We start from the raw sequence: 15,872 nt of genomic DNA, 5'->3' as shown, positions 1-15,872 counted from the left end.
CCTGTGGCCGCACCTGTCCACCCACCCGGAACACCGGGGGCACCCTGCTTCTCCCGGTCAGCTGTCCGGATAAACGGGGTGCCCGAGGAACGGTTCATGCCCCTATAGTTTCAGCCGCCACTGACATTCCGGGGCCGAAATCAGCCTTTTTCAGGACCACCGATTACCGGTCATTTACGTGCTTTTCCCCTGCCGCAAACTCATGGTTACGGGTGCGGAATCACGCACCTGAGACGCACAACCGGGTCCGTGCGAGTATGCATGAAGATTGCTGATTGCTGATTGCTGATTGCTGATTGCTGATTGCTGATTGCTGATTGCTGATTGCTGATTGCTGACTGCTGACTGCTGACTGCTGACTGCTGACTGCTGACTGCGGTTCGGGCGGGCAGAAGGGCAGCGGCCAGTGGCGTCGATAAGCCATACAGATTCGGGGCAAGGTCATCCAGCGGAGATCGGATCGGGGGACCTCAACGGGCGATTTGCTTTACGACTCCGCTGACACCGGGCACGGTATCGATATGTTGAGCAGGGCTGGCAGTGCGTCATTTGGTGTCGAGTAACAGAGCTTATGGACTCGCGCAGCCTAAAGGGGGCGATGTGTCATGTTGCGCCCTAGAGGGCGGATAGTTCCGACGCGCACAAGGCTGGGAGTGCGTCGCGCGGCGCCGGGCCGGGCAGGAGACTTGCGCGGGGACCTGAAAGCGGACGAGTTACCGTGCGAACGCTGCTGAGGGCTGGCGAGGGTGTCGAAGCGAACAAACGGACGCCGCATCGCATAGGAACGGGCGACGGCGGTCAGAGGCTCAGGGGCAGGCGCGCGAGGCTCGCCGGGGAAGTCCGCGGATGCGCGTTACAGCGCCGGGACACGGACCGGGACCTGGCTCTTCAGGAGGGGTAAGACCCGCAGGGTTTCCTGCTTCCAGACGCCGGTCAAGGCAGCTGCAGCCCCGCCGCACATCACGCCGCCGCCGGGAGCCCCACCGCCGATGGCGCCACCGCGTCACCGCACCACCAGAAGCTGACCCGCGAGCTACCGGAAGCTGACCCACATGCTACCGCCAGCTACCGCGAACACTCAGGACAAAGCCCAAAGACCTCAACAGTGTGGGCAACTTCAGTAAAACCGTGCTCGCGGCCCAGACGCGCTGCCCAGCTCTCGACAGCGGGGGCCTCTACCTCCACAGCCTTGCCGCAGTTACGGCAGACAAGATGGTGGTGGTGATGCTCAGCCTCACAGCGGCGGTAGAGAACTTCGCCGTCGGCGCCTCGGAGAACATCTACCTGCTCGTCATCGGCCATGGATTGCAGGATCCGGTAAGTCGTAGCCAGCGAGACCTTCTCACCCCGGTCCTGGAGAAGCCGGTGAAGCTCCTGGGTGCTGACAAAGTCGTCAAGGGAATCCAGAGTGCGGCCCACCGCAAGCCGCTGGCGGGTAACCCGGGGCTCGGCAGTCCGCCCCGAGGACGATGGCTGCACTGACATGGAAGCCTCCTGGCTGACTGGAGAATACTGACTGCTAAGTAACGCTGGCTGCTGGATACTGGCTAACTAAATAACGCTGGCTGGCCAGATAACTGGCTAAGTAACTGCCTGGCAGACGCACCGGCGGACCGTAAACGGACCTCAATCCAGATTATCAGCGTTGGCACACCGCGCCTGCGGCAGGGGCACACACCACGGGGAGTATCGTGACCCTATGAAAATGACCAAGTACACGCACTCATGTGTCCGGTTCGAGAAGGAAGGGTCAGTCCTGGTACTGGATCCTGGCAACTTTTCCGAGGTCGAAGAAGCGCTGCGGGACGCAAACGCGATCCTGCTGACACACGAGCACGCAGACCACATCGACACGGAACAGGTACTGCCCATCCTGGCCGAACGCCGGGACCTGCAGCTCCACGCACCCGCAGCACTGGCAGCATCACTGCGCAACGAAGCAGCAGAGGGCGCACAGGACCGCATCCACGACGTCGAACCTAATACCGTTCAGGAGATCGCCGGAATCTCCGTACGCTCCTTCGGGGGACAGCACGCGCTGATCCACCCCCTGATTCCAATGGTGGAAAACCTCGCGTACCTGATTGAAGACCGGATCTACCATCCGGGAGACTCCTTCACGGTTCCCAATGGACTCATGGCTGAGGTGCTTCTGGTTCCAATCCATGCACCGTGGTCAAAGGTGGGAGAGGTCATCGACTTCGTCATCGCCGTCGGAGCCCAAACCGCACATCCCATCCACGACGCACTGCTGAACGGAAAGGGCCGCGGAATCGTGGAAAAACATCTTGAACGCTTCGGCGGAATGTACGGAACGAGTTACCAGCCGCTGGCACCGGGCGACGTGGTAGAGCTGTGACCGCTATCCTCATCAGCGCCGCTGAGCTCAAGAGCACCCTAGCCAACGGAGGCCCGGTACGGCTGCTTGACGTGCGCTGGGAACTGGGCCGCAGCGACGGACACCGCCGGTACCTCGAAGGGCATCTTCCGGGAGCGGTCTACGTTGACCTGGATACGGAACTGTCAGCTCCCGCAGGGCCGGAAGGACGGCACCCGCTGCCCTCGACGTCGGTATTCGAGGAAATGGCGCAGGGCTGGGGAATCAACGACGGCGATACGGTAGTCGCCTACGACGCCTCCGGAGGTGCCGCAGCGGCACGGGCCTGGTGGCTGCTGCGCCACGCCGGGTTCGAGAACGTCCGGCTGCTCGACGGCGGACTGAGGGCCTGGCAGGCCGACGGCGGACCGCTGGAGACGGGCCAGATCACCCCCGTACCCGGAGCAGTAAGCCTGTCCTGGGGGCATATGCCGGTCCTGGACATGGCAGCAGCGCCGCAGCTTGCAGCCGAAGGTGTGCTCATCGACGCGCGGGCGCCCGAACGCTTCCGCGGGGAGAACGAACCCGTCGACCCGCAGGCAGGGCACATCCCAGGCGCCATCAACATCCCCGCTGCAGGAAACCTGGACGCCAACGGACGCTACCTGCCCGCCCGGGAACTCAGGCAGCGCTTTGAGGCCGCCGGAGTGGACAGCCCGGGACCGGTGGGCACGTACTGCGGCTCCGGCATTTACGCCTCGGCACAGGTGGCAGCGCTGGCTCTGGCCGGAATCGACGCTGCCCTCTATCCCGGCTCGTGGTCGCAGTGGTCCTCCACACCCGGACAGCCGGTGGCAACCGGCGCCGCAGACGGGTAGCGTCAAAGCCATGTTTACCGGCCGTCCCGTTCCGCCCCCGCTGCGCCTGAAGCTGCCGGACGGGGACCGCCAGCAGCCCGAGCAAGGAGAACGCATGACCACGCTTTTCACCAGGATCATCGAGGGTGAAATCCCCGGCCGCTTCGTCTGGAAGGATGACGACGTCGTTGCCTTCCTGAGCATCGGCCCCCTCGCCGACGGGCACACCCTGGTGGTCCCGCGCCAGGAAATCGACAAGTGGACGGACGCACCGGCGGAGCTATTGGCGAAGATGACAGCCGTCGCCCAGGCCATCGGCCAGGTCCAGGTAGATGTCTTCGGCGCCGAGCGTGCCGGACTGACCATTGCCGGGTTTGAAATCGACCACCTGCACATCCACGTCTGGCCCGCCAACTCGCTGCAGGACTTCGACTTCAGCCGCGCGGACACCAACCCGGACCAGGACAGGATGGAAGCAAACGCCGAGAAGCTCCGGGAAGGCCTGCGGGCTGCCGGCCACGGCAAGTTCGTTCCGGAGGCATAGGCCGGACAGAACCATAGCTCCGGCAGGAAGCTATGCCGGAGCCAGCGCCTGGTTCAGGGCGGCCCGGATCCGTTTCTCCGAAACAGACCGGGCCGTTCCCAGTTCCTGGGCGAAGAAACTGATGCGCAGCTCCTCGATCATCCAGCGCACCTCAGCCAGGGCGGGCGGGGTGCCGCGCCCGGGCACCAAGGATGCGACGGCGTCGTCGTAATCATCTTCGAGCCCCTGCACCACGGCCGTGCTCAGCGAATCCCGCTGCACATTCGTGGGCAGTTTCTCCAGCCTCCGCTCGATGCCAGCCAGGTAGCGCGGCAGCTGCGCCAGCTGCGCGTAGCCGGTGCGTGCAACGAAACCGGGATAGACCAGCTGTTCAAGCTGGGCACGGATGTCATTGAGTGCTGAGATGAGCGCCAGCGATGTGGTGCCCTTGAGCTGCTTCTGGACGCGGCGGGTGCTGGAGAGGACCTTCTCCACGATCGCCGTCACGGTGAACACCGTGTCGATCAGATCGGCGCGGACCTTCTCATACAGCTCGTCGAATTCGGCACGCGTCCAAGGCAGGGCCTCCGGAGTGAGCTTGTCGATCGCGGCGAGCGTGCAGTCCTGGATCAGCGCGGCCACGCTGCCGTGCGGGTTCTGGCTGAATGTGAGCTTCTCGGCATTGCTCAGGTGCTCCAGCACATACTTCGCCGGACTCGGCACACGCAGCGCCAGCAGCCGGATCACCCCGCCGCGCATGGCGGCTTCCTGTTCGGCAGCACTTTGGAAGACCCGCAGGCCGGCGGTGGAGCCTTCATCCACCAGCGAGGGATATCCGGTGACGGTGTGCCCGGCAACCAGCGTGTCAATCCGCCGCTCGATGGTGCCCACGGTCCATTCCGTGAGGCCGGTTTCCTCATGGAAGGACGAAGACGCCGACTGCCCGTTCGGCGAAGCGCCGGCAGCACGTGCCTGCTTGCCCTTGGCCGCCGTCGGCGCGGGTTTGACCGTTCCCGGCGTCGCCCCGAGCGACTCGGCAATCGCCCGGCGGGTGGCCGGGGCCAGGGACTCCTGCAGGGCGGCAAGGTCCTTGCCTTCATCGAGAACCCGTCCGGATGAATCAACTATGGTGAACCGCATGCGCAGGTGTTCCGGGATGGCCTCCCAGTTCCACGAACCGGGCGGAATGATATGTCCCTTCAGCCGGCGCAGGGCCAGTTCCAGCGACGGTTCCAGGGGATCCGACGCCGGGTCGAAGTCAGCCGCCAAAGCCTCCGCCGCGGCACGAGCCACGTCGGGTGCCGGAATGAAGTTTTTCCGCACGGCCTTAGGCAGCGACTTGATCAGGGCGGTGATCAGCTCGGCGCGCAGGCCCGGAATTTGCCAGCGGAACGGTTCGGGATCCAGCTGGTTCAGGAACAGGACCGGAACTTCCACGGTGACGCCGTCGTTGGCCCCGGGAACACCCGGAGTGAATTCGTAGGAGAGCGGCAGGTCGAAGTCCGCGTAGCGGAAGGACTTGGGGAACTCCGTCTCATCCAGGCCGGCTGCGTCGTCCGTGCGCAGCGCATCCGGATCGAAGTCCAGCAGCTTGGGGTCTTCATGCCGGGCATGCTTCCACCACTTGTCGAAGTGCCGTTCGGAGACAACCTCGGAGCCAACGCGCTCATCGTAGAACTCAAAGAGCGTCTCGTCATCCACCCGCAGGCCGCGGCGGCGCACCCGCGTCTCCAGCTCCTCGACCTCCGCGAGCAGCGCCTGGTTGCGGTGGAAGAACTTGTGGTGCGTGCGCCAGTCACCTTCCACCAGGGCATGCCGGATGAACATCTCGCGGGAAAGTACCGGATCGATCCGGCCGTAGTTCACGCTGCGGCGCGGAATGACCGGCACACCGTAGAGAGTGACCTTTTCATAGGCCATGACCGAGCCGTTGCGCTTGGACCAGTGCGGTTCGCTGTAGGTGCGCTTGATCAGGTGCGGGGCCACTTCCTCCACCCACAGCGGATCAAACTTCGCGGCGATCCGGGCCCAGAGCCGGGATGTTTCCACCAACTCGGCAGCCATGACCCAGTCAGGAGATTTCTTGAACAGCGCGGATCCGGGGAACACCGCAAACCGGGTGCCGCGGGCGCCGGCGTACTCGCGCTTGCGCTGGTCATAGAGACCGATGTGGCTCAGCAGTCCGGAGAGCAGGGAGGTGTGGACGTCCTTCTCCTTGCCGACCGGATCCACGTCGCCCGGGGAGAGGGTGATGCCCAGCGGCTTGGCCAGCTGGCGGAGCTGGGCAAAGAGGTCCTGCCATTCACGGATACGCAGGAAGTTCAGGAACTCGTTCTTGCACAGTTTGCGGAACTGGGAGGAGGAGAGCTCCTTCTGCTTCTCCTGGACGTAACGCCACAGGTTCAGGAAGCCGGTGAAGTCCGAGTTCTCGTCAACAAACCGCTTGTGCAGCTCGGCGGCCTTCTGCGCGCGTGCCGGATCATCCTTGGACGGCCGCTCACGCGGGTCCTGGATGGTCAGCGCGGCGGCCAGGACCATGACCTCGCGGACACAGCCGCGCTGGCCGGCCTCCACGATCATGCGGCCGAGCCGGGGGTCCACAGGCAGCTGGGCAAGCTTGCGCCCGACGGCGGTGATCCCGCCCTTGGGGGCCAGCGCACCAAGCTCGCGGAGCAGCAGTGCGCCGTCGTTGACTGCCTTTGGATCCGGCGGCTGCACGAACGGGAAATCAGCAACGTCCTTCGGTCCCTGGGCCACGCCCATGGCGGCCATCTGGAGGATGACGGCGGCAAGGTTGGTCCGCAGGATTTCCGGATCTGTGAACTCGGGCCGGGCTTCGAAGTCTTCTTCGGAGTAGAGGCGGATGGCGATGCCGTCCGAGACTCGCCCGCAGCGCCCGGAACGCTGGTTCGCTGAAGCCTGGGAGATCCGCTCGATGGGCAGGCGCTGCACCTTGGTGCGGTGCGAGTAGCGCGAGATGCGGGCGGTGCCGGTGTCAATGACGTACTTGATGCCCGGCACGGTCAGGGACGTTTCGGCGACGTTGGTGGCCAGCACAATCCGCCGGTGCCTGCCGGGGGAGAACACCCGGTGCTGCTCGGCCAGGGACAGCCTGGCGTACAGCGGCAGGATCTCTGTGTTGGCGAGGCGGGAATTGCGGGTGACCGTGCCGCGCAGGGCATCCGCGGCGTCGCGGATTTCCCGTTCGCCGGAGAAGAAGATCAGGATGTCCCCGGGAGCCTCACGGGAGAGCTCATCGACGGCGTCGCAGACAGCGTCCAGCGGGTCGCGGTCTTCCTCGAGCTCGTCGTCCTCATCCTCGCCTGAGCCCAGCGCGGGCTGGTTCAGCGGACGGTAGCGGATTTCAACCGGGAAGGTGCGTCCGGAGACCTCAATCACCGGAGCAGGGGTGCCGTCCGGCGCCGCGAAGTGGCGGGCAAACCGCTCCGGATCGATCGTCGCTGATGTGATGATGATCTTCAGATCCGGACGTTCGGGCAGCAGCCGCTTCAGGTACCCAAGAATGAAGTCGATGTTGAGGCTGCGTTCGTGCGCCTCGTCGATGATGATCGTGCTGTACTTCTTCAGCTTGCGGTCATGCTGGATCTCAGCGAGCAGGATGCCGTCGGTCATGAGCTTGACCTTGGTGTCCCGGCTGGTTTCCCCCGTGAACCGGACCTGGAACCCCACCTCGGCGCCGATCTCGACATCGAGCTCCTCCGCGATGCGTTCCGCGACTGTCCGGGCCGCCAGCCGCCGGGGCTGCGTGTGGCCGATCAGGCCTTTCTCGGCCAGGCCCAGCTCCAGGCACATCTTGGGAATCTGAGTGGTCTTGCCCGATCCGGTGGCACCGGCGATTACGGTGACCTGGTTGGCTGCAATGGCGGCCATGATGTCTTCGCGGCGTTCCGAGACAGGGAGCTGCGGGGGATAGGAGATTGTCAGTGCCATAGTTGGCACCAGTCTAGTGCGTGGGAGGAAGCGCCTGCTTGCGGTGGACCGCGGGGGCAGGCCGGGCGGCGGGCGAGGGAGCGGCGCCCTGCGCCGGCGGGAGGGGGCCGGCGGCGCGGGCCAGCCGCCCCGCCGCCGTGCGGGCGCGCTCCCGCATCTCCTCCGGCGCCAGGATCTCGAACTCCACTCCCATGCCGGCCATACGGACCAGCGGCTGGTCCAGGGAGTCCCAGCCGCTGCGCAGGACGGTGTGCCCGGGCCCGTCAGCCTCCAGCACGGCTACTTCGGCGGGAACCTGTTCAGCCACCGAGGCGAGCGGGGCCGCAATGCGGATGACGACGTCGTACTGGTAGGGGCTGCGGGTAATTGCGGCCTGCACGTACGCGGCGAGGTCCTTGGCCGGAAGCGGGCGGGGAGTGAAGCGCTCGCGGAGCACCGGGACAGACTGGCAGCGGTCCACCCGGAAGGTCCGCCAGTCCAGGCGTTCGGTGCACCACGCCACCAGGTACCAGCGCCTGCCGGTGCTGACCAGTTTGTACGGCTCCACGATGCGCCGTCCCTCGGCAGCCTCCAGCGCCTGATAGCGGAAGGCGGCGGTGCGTCGCTCCGAGATGGCCGTGGAGAAGGCAGTGAGGACGTCAGGATTCACCGCTGATGCTGCCGCCGATGCGCCGGCCATGACGCTCACCGACTGGCGCAGCGCGGAGAATTTGGGCCGCAGCCGGCCGGGAAGAACCTGCTCCAGCTTTACCAGGGCGCGTACGGAGGCCTCTCCGATCCCGGACACGGGACCGGAAGCCACCGCCGTCAGCCCGAGGGCGACGGCGAGCGCTTCTTCGTCATCCAGGAGCAGGGGAGGCAGCTGGGCGCCGGCGCCCAGCTGGTAGCCGCCGGCAATTCCGGGGGAGGCGGAGATGGGATAGCCGAGGCTGCGCAGTTTGCCGATGTCCCGGCGCACGGTTCGTTCCGTGACCGACATCCGTTCGGCCAGGGCAGCGCCGGTCCATTCCCTGCGCAGCTGCAGCAGGGAGAGCAGATGCAGCAGCCGTGCCGATGTCTCAAGCATGTTCCCAAAGCTACTCGGGGATGCGGACAGAAGCTGTCCTGGATTAAAAGTATTCTGGGTGCACTGATCCATGAAGCAGCGCTCACCTGCCCGGAGGAGCAGCCATGACGGAACCCACTGAACCACCTGTCCACGGCAGACCAGTACGTCCGGCACTGGACTGGGCAGCAGAACTGGCGGACCAGCTTCGATGGCATTGGGAGAACCAGGCCAGGCCGCGGCTGGACGGGCTGACGGATGAGGAGTACTTCTGGGAACCCGTCCAGGGGTGCTGGAATATTCGGCCCAGGGGAACCGGCAACGCCCCCGTCCAGGCCGGAGCCGGGGACTACACCTGCGACTGGGCCTATCCCGAACCGGATCCCGCCCCGGTCACCACCATCGCGTGGCGCCTGTCCCATCTCCTCGCGGGAGTCCTGGGGCAGCGGAACGCGGCCCACTTCGGCGGTCCGCCCGCGGATTCCGTGAACTTTGACTACCCCGGGAGCGCCGCCACGGCCCTTGCCCTGCTGGACGAATACTACGAGAGGTGGATCAGCCACATTTCTGCCCTGTCAGAGGACGAGCTGGCCTGGCCGGTGGGACCGGCGGAAGGGGGATGGGCTGAAGCACCGATGGCTGCACTCGTGCTCCATATCCACCGGGAACTAATACACCACCTGGCCGAAGTGGCCCTGCTCCGGGATCTGTACGCGCACCGCGTCCCGGGGACCGCCCCGGTGGGCAGGACGCTCCGGTGAGCGAACGGGGCGGCCCCGGCTTCTCCGGGGAAGATGCCCCTGGCGGGGGTGCCCAGGTCCTAGTGGCGGGGGAAATACGGGCGCTCCGACGGCACGTCGCGCGGATCTCCGACATCCCAGAGGGCATAGCCATGCCATGGGTGGCCAGAGGGCACCGGCGGAAGATGACCCCGGCCGTCATGCCGGACGGCGAGCAGGACCACGACGGTGATGCCTGCCAGCAGACCAAGAACGAGCAGCGATAAAAAGATTTCCATGCCTTCAGGTTCCGCCCCGGCCGCGGTAAAAATAAGTGGCAGATATGACCATTAGCGTCGAAAAACTGCCATACTCGCTCCATGCTGAAGAGCGTCGCCCTGATAGCGCTGGAGAACACCGGTCCGTTTGAACTGGGCCTGATAGCGGAGATCTTCGGAATCGACCGTTCCGCGAGGGGCACAGGGGTGCCGCGGTTCGATTTCCGTATGGTCACCCACCGGCCGGGCCCGGTTCGGACCTCCGCCGGTTATGCAATCCAGGTCGACAACGGACTCGAAGCCGCCGCGGACGCTGACCTGGTCGTGATGGCGCCCTACGGCCGTTGGCCGGACGGACCCGAGCCGCTGCCGCCCGCCGTCCTCGAAACCCTGCGGAACGCCCACGCGCGCTCGGCCTGGGTGATGTCCGTATGCACGGGTGCCTTCGCGCTCGCCGAAGCGGGCATCCTGGACGGACGGAAGGCCGCGACCCACTGGAGGAACTCGGCACTCCTGGCCAGGATGTATCCGTCCGTCGAGGTGAACGAGGACGTACTCTACGTCCAGGACGGCAACGTTCTCTCTAGCGCGGGAACAGCGGCAGGAATTGACGCCTCGCTGCACCTTGTCCGGCAGGAACTCGGAGCCAAGGCAGCTGCGGCCATCGCCCGGGACATGGTGGTGCCCCCGCACCGCGACGGCGGGCAGGCCCAGTACATCGACCGGCCGTTGTCCGTGACTGCGGGGGACACGCTGGCAGAGGTCCTGGTGTGGATCGCCGCGAACCTGGAGCAGGATCATTCAGTCGGCGCGCTCGCAGCCCGGGCCCACATGTCAGAGCGCACTTTTGCCCGCCGCTTGAAGGCCGAAACCGGAACAACACCGGGATCCTGGATCAACGCGCAGCGGGTGCTTAAAGCACAGGAACTTCTCGAAGACACCGGCATGAGCGTAGACGAGGTTTCCCGTGCCGTCGGGTTCGGGCAGGCCGTGCTGCTGCGCCACCACTTCAACCGGGCAGTCGGCATCAGCCCGGCAGCCTACCGCAGGGTCTTCCGGGGAAGGGCGGACCGGCCGGCCTGGGTGCAGCAGGGATACCCGGTCCATCCCCGGGCTCCGCGGCTCAGAAGCTAGCCGGACATGCCCGGCAGCACCGTCCGGATGCCACTCCGCGGTCATGCTGACAGGCACCTGAGCGCGCCGGCTCACAGTCCGTTTCCAGCACGGACCCCGGACGCAAAAAACCCCGCTGCCGTTACGGCAGCGGGGTTTCCCCTGCAGGTTTGGTGCCCTCGATAGGATTCGAACCTACGGCCTGTTGCTCCGGAGGCAACCGCTCTATCCCCTGAGCTACGAGGGCGGGACACCGGAAATCCGGTATGTCCTGCAGGGACTAAAGAAGCTTAGCAGGTTCTTGCCGGTGCCCGGAAACGAAAATGGCTTCCCCGCCGGGAGGGGGAGCTAATAGCCCAGGAACGGATCGGTATGGACGCGGCGGACGCCGGCCTTCCTAAGGGCACTGCGGGCAGCGGCAACAGCCGACGGCGACCCGGCCACATACGCGGTCCGCTCAGCGGCGTCGGGCACCGCGTTTGCCAGTGCGGCACCGTCCGGAAGGCCCGCCCCGAGCCAGGTCCATCCCGGGATCGCCGGGTCAGACGGCGTGCACACGAACACACGAACACCCAGATCGGCGAGCTCACGCGCAAAGGCAAGTTCCGCCACGGATGAAGCAGCGTACACGAGCACAATGTCCCGGTTCCCCGCACCAGCGGACCGCAACTGGCTCAGGAACGGGGTGATGCCGATACCCGACGCCATCATCAGGACCTTCCGGGACGTATCGCGCGGCAGCTGGAAGTCGCCGCCGACGGAGGTTGCGGAGATCCGAGCCCCAGGCTTCAGGGCCAGCAGCTTCGTCTTGAAGGAACTCCCCGGCTCCGATACCCGAAGGGCCACCGAGACAGTGGCGGGGTCCGCCGGATCAGAGGTCAGGCTGAAGATCCGGCGCAGCCCGCGGCTGTCCGGGGCGGGGTGCGGAAGGCTGAGCTCCAGGTACTGCCCCGGGGTGTAGCGCAGCGGCCGCTCCGCTTCGAACACGAGCTCCCGTGAGCTCGGAGTCAGTTCCCGGGACGAGCGCAGCCGCAGCGAGATGCCGCCGCGCTGTCCGGCAGCGAACGCCAGGAGGTTGCCCACCAGCAGGGCAAGCTCGGGGGACATAAACACCGGACCCACGGACAGCGGCACAGCAAACAGGACACCTACGACGGCGGCTTCCGCCAGGCGCTGCCAGCGCAGCGGCGGCAGGGTCAGCGGCTCGGAAAGCATGAAGCCGGCGAAGAACAGGACCGGATAGGACGTGAACGCCGTCGCCAGTCCTTCCAGGACCGGTTCCCCTGCGGCGACGAAACGAACCGTGACGATTCCGGCAGCGACGGCGGTGAACACACCGGCCATCGGCAGCAGGCGGGCGCGGTACAGCACCGCCAGCGCCGCCGGGATCACCGCAAGGAGCATCAGCGGCGCGGCCACCCACCAGACCGGGGCGTTGAGCCCGGTGACTCCCAGAATGAACGCACCAACGGCGGCCGGGTTGAAGATGTGGCGCTTCCGCCAGACCAGCAGGTACTTCGAGGCGGTCGCCGCCAGGGCAGCCAATGCGATCCAGCCCAGCTGCACGCCGTCGGTGGTAGGCCAGAAAAGGAAGAAGAGCAGCAGTCCGGTGATGAGGGCTGAATCCGTCTGCGGGAAGGTCCGGAACAGCAGTCCCATCACCCGGCTGGCCATCAGCGTCGAAACCACGGCGGTTGCCAGCGTCGCCGCAAGTTCGGCCGGAGTGTAGAAGAGCGCCCCCGTAAAGGAGAGCACAAAGGACCACGCGGCCATGGCCAGCAGCAGAACCACCAGCATGCGGTACATGCTCATCTTGCCCAGCAGGCGCTGCAGCCGTGCGGAGGGAGTGCTCAGGGAAACGGTCATGAATAAAGGACTCCAGCCATTGCGGACGAATACTCTGCCCTGCCGTCGGAAAACATCCGCACGTAGTCGAAATCGAACTCGGCAGCGAGAGAAGAGGGATCAGTGAGGAACAGTGCCGTGGCCAGGCCGTCTGCCGTCATGGCGTCCCGTGCGAGGACCCAGGTGGCGGCAACGGCTTGAACCGGCAGGCCGGTGGAAGCATCCAGGACATGGTGCAGGCCGTCGCCCCATGTCCGCCGGTTGGAGGCGGAGGCGCACAAGGCGCGGTCCTGGAGCTGCACGACGCCGATGGCCCGCGAAGGGTCGAAGGGATGCTCCAGCCCAATCCGAAGGCCGGGCCCGCAGTGGCGCATGTCAGAGCCGGCATCAACCACCACCGAAGCATATCCGCGTCCGGTCACCAGTTCCCAGACGAGGTCCACCAGCTGGCCCTTACCGGCAGCCCCGACGTCGATAGTTGCGGGACGGTCGAGGCTCAGCCGGACCTCGCCCGCTCCGGCGGCCTCCCGCTGCTCGGCCTCGCGTTGCACAGGCTCCCGTTGCACGGCCTCCCACTGCACTGCCCGGCGCCAGGGCGGGGCGCCGGCAGCCGGACCCTGCGGGGTGAGCCGGTAGCCCGGCCCGTAGCCCAGCAGCTCGAGCGAACCGCCAACCAGCGGGTTCATCCGCCCCTCGGTCAGCCGGTCCAGGGCATCAAAGAGGGAGAACAGCTCCGCCGTGTAACCGGGCAGGGAAGCGGTGCCTCCACCGTGCACGAGCCCGGCCAGAATCGAGTCACTGCGGAAACGCGAGAGCGCCTGGTCATAGCCGGAGACAAGAGCGGAAACGGCAGCCCGGGTAGCAGCGTCGAGAGCGGCCTCGGCACTGATTTCCCAGTGTGTGCCAATCGCTTCGAACGCCCAGCAGTCCACGGCTGGCCCCTAGCGGGCGGCTTCGCTCTTGATTTCGTCCAGAGCCTTGTTGAAGCCCGAGCTGGTCAGCGAGGACCCGGCGACCTTGTCCACCGTCACCTCGTCGAGCGGCTTCCCAACGACCTCCTGCTGGACGCCGTCCGTGAACTCGGCCTGGTAGCGCTTGGACGTCGGGTGGTTCCCTGACGTGGACACCTGGAGGTTGGTGACAACGCCGTCGGCCAGGGTCAGGGATACTGTGACCTCTTCCTTGGTGTTCGACGGCGGAATGTAACTGCCCGCGGCGGTGTACTCGCCGTCCTGGTATTCGCCGCCCGCTGCCGGCGCCCCGCTTGGTGCTGCAGGCGCTGCAGTACCCGGAGCCTCGTCGGGTGCGGTGTCCTGGGCCGTTCCAGCGGAACCGCAGCCGGCGGTTCCCAGCAGTGCCAGTCCGGCGGCAGCAGTTAGCAGCGGTTTCTTGGAGTTCACGGATGCTCCTTCAATTGCAGGCGGAAGTTCCCCTCTTATTACAACCCATCAACGCGGCCCGGTGCCTTTCGGTGCCCGCCGTGCCCGGTGGCCGCACGGATGCCCGAGCGGCCGTCCGGCAGACGCAAACGGCAGGAATAAGGCCCGCGCGGGCCGCCCCGCTATGCTTAACCGGTGACTCCTGAAGAACTTTCCTCTGCCGTAACTGCCTGCCTCAAAGACGCCATCGATGCGGGTGATTTCAGCATCGAGCTTCCCTCCGAGGTCCGCGTGGAGCGGCCGAGGAACCGGGACCACGGTGACTGGGCCACCAACATTGCCCTGCAGCTGTCCAAGCAGGCCGGCATGAATCCCCGTCAGTTCGCCGAAATCCTGTCCTCGCGGCTGGCGAAGATCGACGGCGTCGCGAAGGTGGACATCGCCGGCCCCGGCTTCCTGAACATTACGCTCGACGCCGGTGCCGCCGGTGAGCTGGCCAAGGCCATCGTTGAAGCGGGCCCCGCCTACGGCCGCTCCGATGCGCTCTCCGGCACCCGGATCAACCTCGAGTTCGTCTCCGCGAACCCCACCGGGCCGATCCACCTGGGCGGAACCCGCTGGGCCGCCGTCGGCGATGCCCTGGCCCGGGTCTTCGAATCCCAGGGTGCGGAAGTCACCCGCGAGTACTACTTCAACGACCACGGTGCGCAGATCGACCGCTTTGCCCGCTCCCTGCTGGCCTCCGCCAAGGGCGAGCCGGCACCGGAAGACGGTTACGCCGGTGCCTACATTGAGGACATCGCCTCCCGCGTGCTCGCGGTTGAGTCCAACATCCTTGAACTGCCGGAGGCCGAGGCGCAGGAGCGTTTCCGTGCCATCGGCGTGGATCTGATGTTCGGTGACATCAAGGAATCCCTGCACAACTTCGGCGTGGATTTCGACGTGTACTTCCACGAGGATTCCCTGCACGAAAACGGGCAGGTTGAAATGCTGCTCGAGAAGCTCAAGGGCTCCGGGAACCTGTACGAGAAGGACGGCGCCTGGTGGCTGAACTCCACCGATTTCGGCGATGACAAGGACCGCGTAGTCATCAAGTCGGACGGCAACGCCGCCTACATTGCCGGTGACATCGCCTACATCCAGAACAAGCGCGAGCGCGGGTTCGACCTGAACATCTACATGCTCGGGGCCGACCACCACGGCTACGTTGCCCGGCTCAAGGCCGCCGCCGCTGCTCTGGGCCATGACCCGGAGTGCGTCGAGGTGCTGATCGGCCAGATGGTGAACCTGGTCAAGGACGGCAAGCCCGTGCGCATGTCCAAGCGTGCCGGAACCGTGGTCACGCTCGAGGACCTGGTGGACGCCGTCGGCGTCGATGCTGCCCGCTACACCCTGGCCCGCTTCTCCGCAGACTCGAACATCGACATCGACCTGGACCTGCTGACCAGGCGCAGCAACGAGAACCCGGTGTTCTACGTCCAGTACGCGCACGCCCGGACCTACGCCCTGGCCCGCAACGCCGATGCCGCCGGCGTGGATGACTCCGCGTTCGACGCCGCCCTGCTGTCCCACCCGACCGAGGGCGCGCTGCTCGCCGCACTCGGCCAGTACCCCGGCGTCGTGGCCCAGGCCAGTACCTTCCGCGAGCCGCACCGCGTTGCCCGGCACCTGGAAGTCATTGCCGGCACCTACCACCGCTGGTACGACGCCTGCCGCATCGCCCCGCAGAACGGCGAAGAGGTCACCGACGTAAACCGCACGCGCCTGTGGCTGAACACCGCCGCACGCCAGGTCCTGGCCAACGGACTGGACCTGCTGGGCGTCTCCGCACCGGAACGGATGTAA

Annotated in this window: 13 protein-coding genes and 1 tRNA gene; 6 read left to right on the top strand and 8 right to left on the bottom strand. The window is 66.0% G+C overall.

What is annotated here, in order from left to right:
- Positions 1-1,065 precede the first annotated feature (1,065 nt).
- Positions 1,066-1,485 carry a Fur family transcriptional regulator gene (locus ITX31_RS05675; RefSeq protein WP_194782519.1) on the bottom strand — a complete coding sequence of 140 codons (420 nt, stop codon included), beginning with the start codon at positions 1,483-1,485 and terminating at the stop codon, positions 1,066-1,068.
- A 214-nt stretch (positions 1,486-1,699) separates the two neighbouring features.
- Between ITX31_RS05675 and ITX31_RS05670 the strand changes: the two genes are divergently transcribed.
- The 3 genes from ITX31_RS05670 (at position 1,700) to ITX31_RS05660 (ending at position 3,718) form a co-directional block, all read left to right on the top strand.
- Positions 1,700-2,359, top strand: a complete 660-nt coding sequence (locus ITX31_RS05670; RefSeq protein WP_194782518.1) for an MBL fold metallo-hydrolase — start codon at positions 1,700-1,702, stop codon at positions 2,357-2,359.
- Positions 2,356-3,195, top strand: a complete 840-nt coding sequence (locus tag ITX31_RS05665) for a sulfurtransferase (RefSeq protein WP_323745592.1) — start codon at positions 2,356-2,358, stop codon at positions 3,193-3,195. The genes ITX31_RS05670 and ITX31_RS05665 overlap by 4 nt, the downstream gene beginning before the upstream one ends.
- 94 nt (positions 3,196-3,289) lie before the next feature.
- The gene (locus tag ITX31_RS05660; protein WP_194782517.1) at positions 3,290-3,718 is read left to right on the top strand and encodes an HIT family protein; all 429 of its coding nucleotides are present in this window, start codon (positions 3,290-3,292) and stop codon (positions 3,716-3,718) included.
- 30 nt (positions 3,719-3,748) lie between these two features.
- On the opposite strand, the gene hrpA is transcribed toward ITX31_RS05660, so the two are convergent.
- Positions 3,749-7,648 (bottom strand): ATP-dependent RNA helicase HrpA, encoded by a 3,900-nt coding sequence (gene hrpA, locus ITX31_RS05655; protein ID WP_194782516.1) that lies wholly within the window; start codon positions 7,646-7,648, stop codon positions 3,749-3,751.
- Between the two features lie 13 nt (positions 7,649-7,661).
- Positions 7,662-8,714 carry a helix-turn-helix transcriptional regulator gene (locus ITX31_RS05650; RefSeq protein ID WP_194782515.1) on the bottom strand — a complete coding sequence of 351 codons (1,053 nt, stop codon included), beginning with the start codon at positions 8,712-8,714 and terminating at the stop codon, positions 7,662-7,664.
- A gap of 104 nt (positions 8,715-8,818) precedes the next feature.
- Between ITX31_RS05650 and ITX31_RS05645 the strand changes: the two genes are divergently transcribed.
- Positions 8,819-9,454 (top strand): DinB family protein, encoded by a 636-nt coding sequence (locus tag ITX31_RS05645; protein ID WP_228529080.1) that lies wholly within the window; start codon positions 8,819-8,821, stop codon positions 9,452-9,454.
- A gap of 59 nt (positions 9,455-9,513) precedes the next feature.
- Here the strand turns inward: ITX31_RS05645 and ITX31_RS05640 are convergent, their stop codons facing one another.
- Positions 9,514-9,711, bottom strand: coding sequence for a hypothetical protein (locus ITX31_RS05640; RefSeq protein ID WP_194782514.1), 198 nt, complete (start codon positions 9,709-9,711; stop codon positions 9,514-9,516).
- Between the two features lie 81 nt (positions 9,712-9,792).
- On the opposite strand from ITX31_RS05640, the gene ITX31_RS05635 reads away from it, so the two are divergent.
- The gene (locus ITX31_RS05635) at positions 9,793-10,824 is read left to right on the top strand and encodes a GlxA family transcriptional regulator (protein WP_194782513.1); all 1,032 of its coding nucleotides are present in this window, start codon (positions 9,793-9,795) and stop codon (positions 10,822-10,824) included.
- Between the two features lie 150 nt (positions 10,825-10,974).
- Here ITX31_RS05635 and ITX31_RS05630 read toward each other — a convergent pair.
- The 4 genes from ITX31_RS05630 to ITX31_RS05615 form a co-directional block, all read right to left on the bottom strand.
- A tRNA-Arg gene (locus ITX31_RS05630) sits at positions 10,975-11,050 on the bottom strand.
- A gap of 101 nt (positions 11,051-11,151) precedes the next feature.
- The gene (locus ITX31_RS05625; RefSeq protein ID WP_194782512.1) at positions 11,152-12,669 is read right to left on the bottom strand and encodes an FAD-dependent oxidoreductase; all 1,518 of its coding nucleotides are present in this window, start codon (positions 12,667-12,669) and stop codon (positions 11,152-11,154) included.
- Positions 12,666-13,580 carry an FAD:protein FMN transferase gene (locus tag ITX31_RS05620; protein ID WP_194782511.1) on the bottom strand — a complete coding sequence of 305 codons (915 nt, stop codon included), beginning with the start codon at positions 13,578-13,580 and terminating at the stop codon, positions 12,666-12,668. The genes ITX31_RS05625 and ITX31_RS05620 overlap by 4 nt, the downstream gene beginning before the upstream one ends.
- A gap of 9 nt (positions 13,581-13,589) precedes the next feature.
- Positions 13,590-14,048: a hypothetical protein gene (locus tag ITX31_RS05615; RefSeq protein WP_194782510.1), complete on the bottom strand. Its 459-nt coding sequence runs from the start codon at positions 14,046-14,048 to the stop codon at positions 13,590-13,592.
- Positions 14,049-14,222: 174 nt separating this feature from the next.
- Here ITX31_RS05615 and argS point away from each other — a divergent pair, with 174 nt between their 5' ends.
- Positions 14,223-15,872: an arginine--tRNA ligase gene (argS, locus tag ITX31_RS05610; protein WP_194782509.1), complete on the top strand. Its 1,650-nt coding sequence runs from the start codon at positions 14,223-14,225 to the stop codon at positions 15,870-15,872.

Origin of the sequence: Arthrobacter gandavensis (assembly GCF_015355785.1) — a bacterium.
Taxonomy (GTDB): Bacteria; Actinomycetota; Actinomycetes; order Actinomycetales; family Micrococcaceae; genus Arthrobacter_B; species Arthrobacter_B gandavensis_A.
The sequence above is the reverse complement of the archived record's forward strand: the minus strand, read 5'-3'. Positions and strand labels throughout refer to the sequence as shown.

Coding starts and splice junctions, on each gene's coding strand:
- ITX31_RS05640 (WP_194782514.1), bottom strand. CDS start 9,711: ATGGAAATCTTTTTATCGCTGCTCGTTCTTGGTCTGCTGGCAGGCATC.
- ITX31_RS05660 (WP_194782517.1), top strand. CDS start 3,290: ATGACCACGCTTTTCACCAGGATCATCGAGGGTGAAATCCCCGGCCGC.
- ITX31_RS05645 (WP_228529080.1), top strand. CDS start 8,819: ATGACGGAACCCACTGAACCACCTGTCCACGGCAGACCAGTACGTCCG.
- ITX31_RS05635 (WP_194782513.1), top strand. CDS start 9,793: ATGCTGAAGAGCGTCGCCCTGATAGCGCTGGAGAACACCGGTCCGTTT.
- ITX31_RS05670 (WP_194782518.1), top strand. CDS start 1,700: ATGAAAATGACCAAGTACACGCACTCATGTGTCCGGTTCGAGAAGGAA.
- ITX31_RS05675 (WP_194782519.1), bottom strand. CDS start 1,485: ATGTCAGTGCAGCCATCGTCCTCGGGGCGGACTGCCGAGCCCCGGGTT.
- ITX31_RS05650 (WP_194782515.1), bottom strand. CDS start 8,714: ATGCTTGAGACATCGGCACGGCTGCTGCATCTGCTCTCCCTGCTGCAG.
- ITX31_RS05625 (WP_194782512.1), bottom strand. CDS start 12,669: ATGACCGTTTCCCTGAGCACTCCCTCCGCACGGCTGCAGCGCCTGCTG.
- hrpA (WP_194782516.1), bottom strand. CDS start 7,648: ATGGCACTGACAATCTCCTATCCCCCGCAGCTCCCTGTCTCGGAACGC.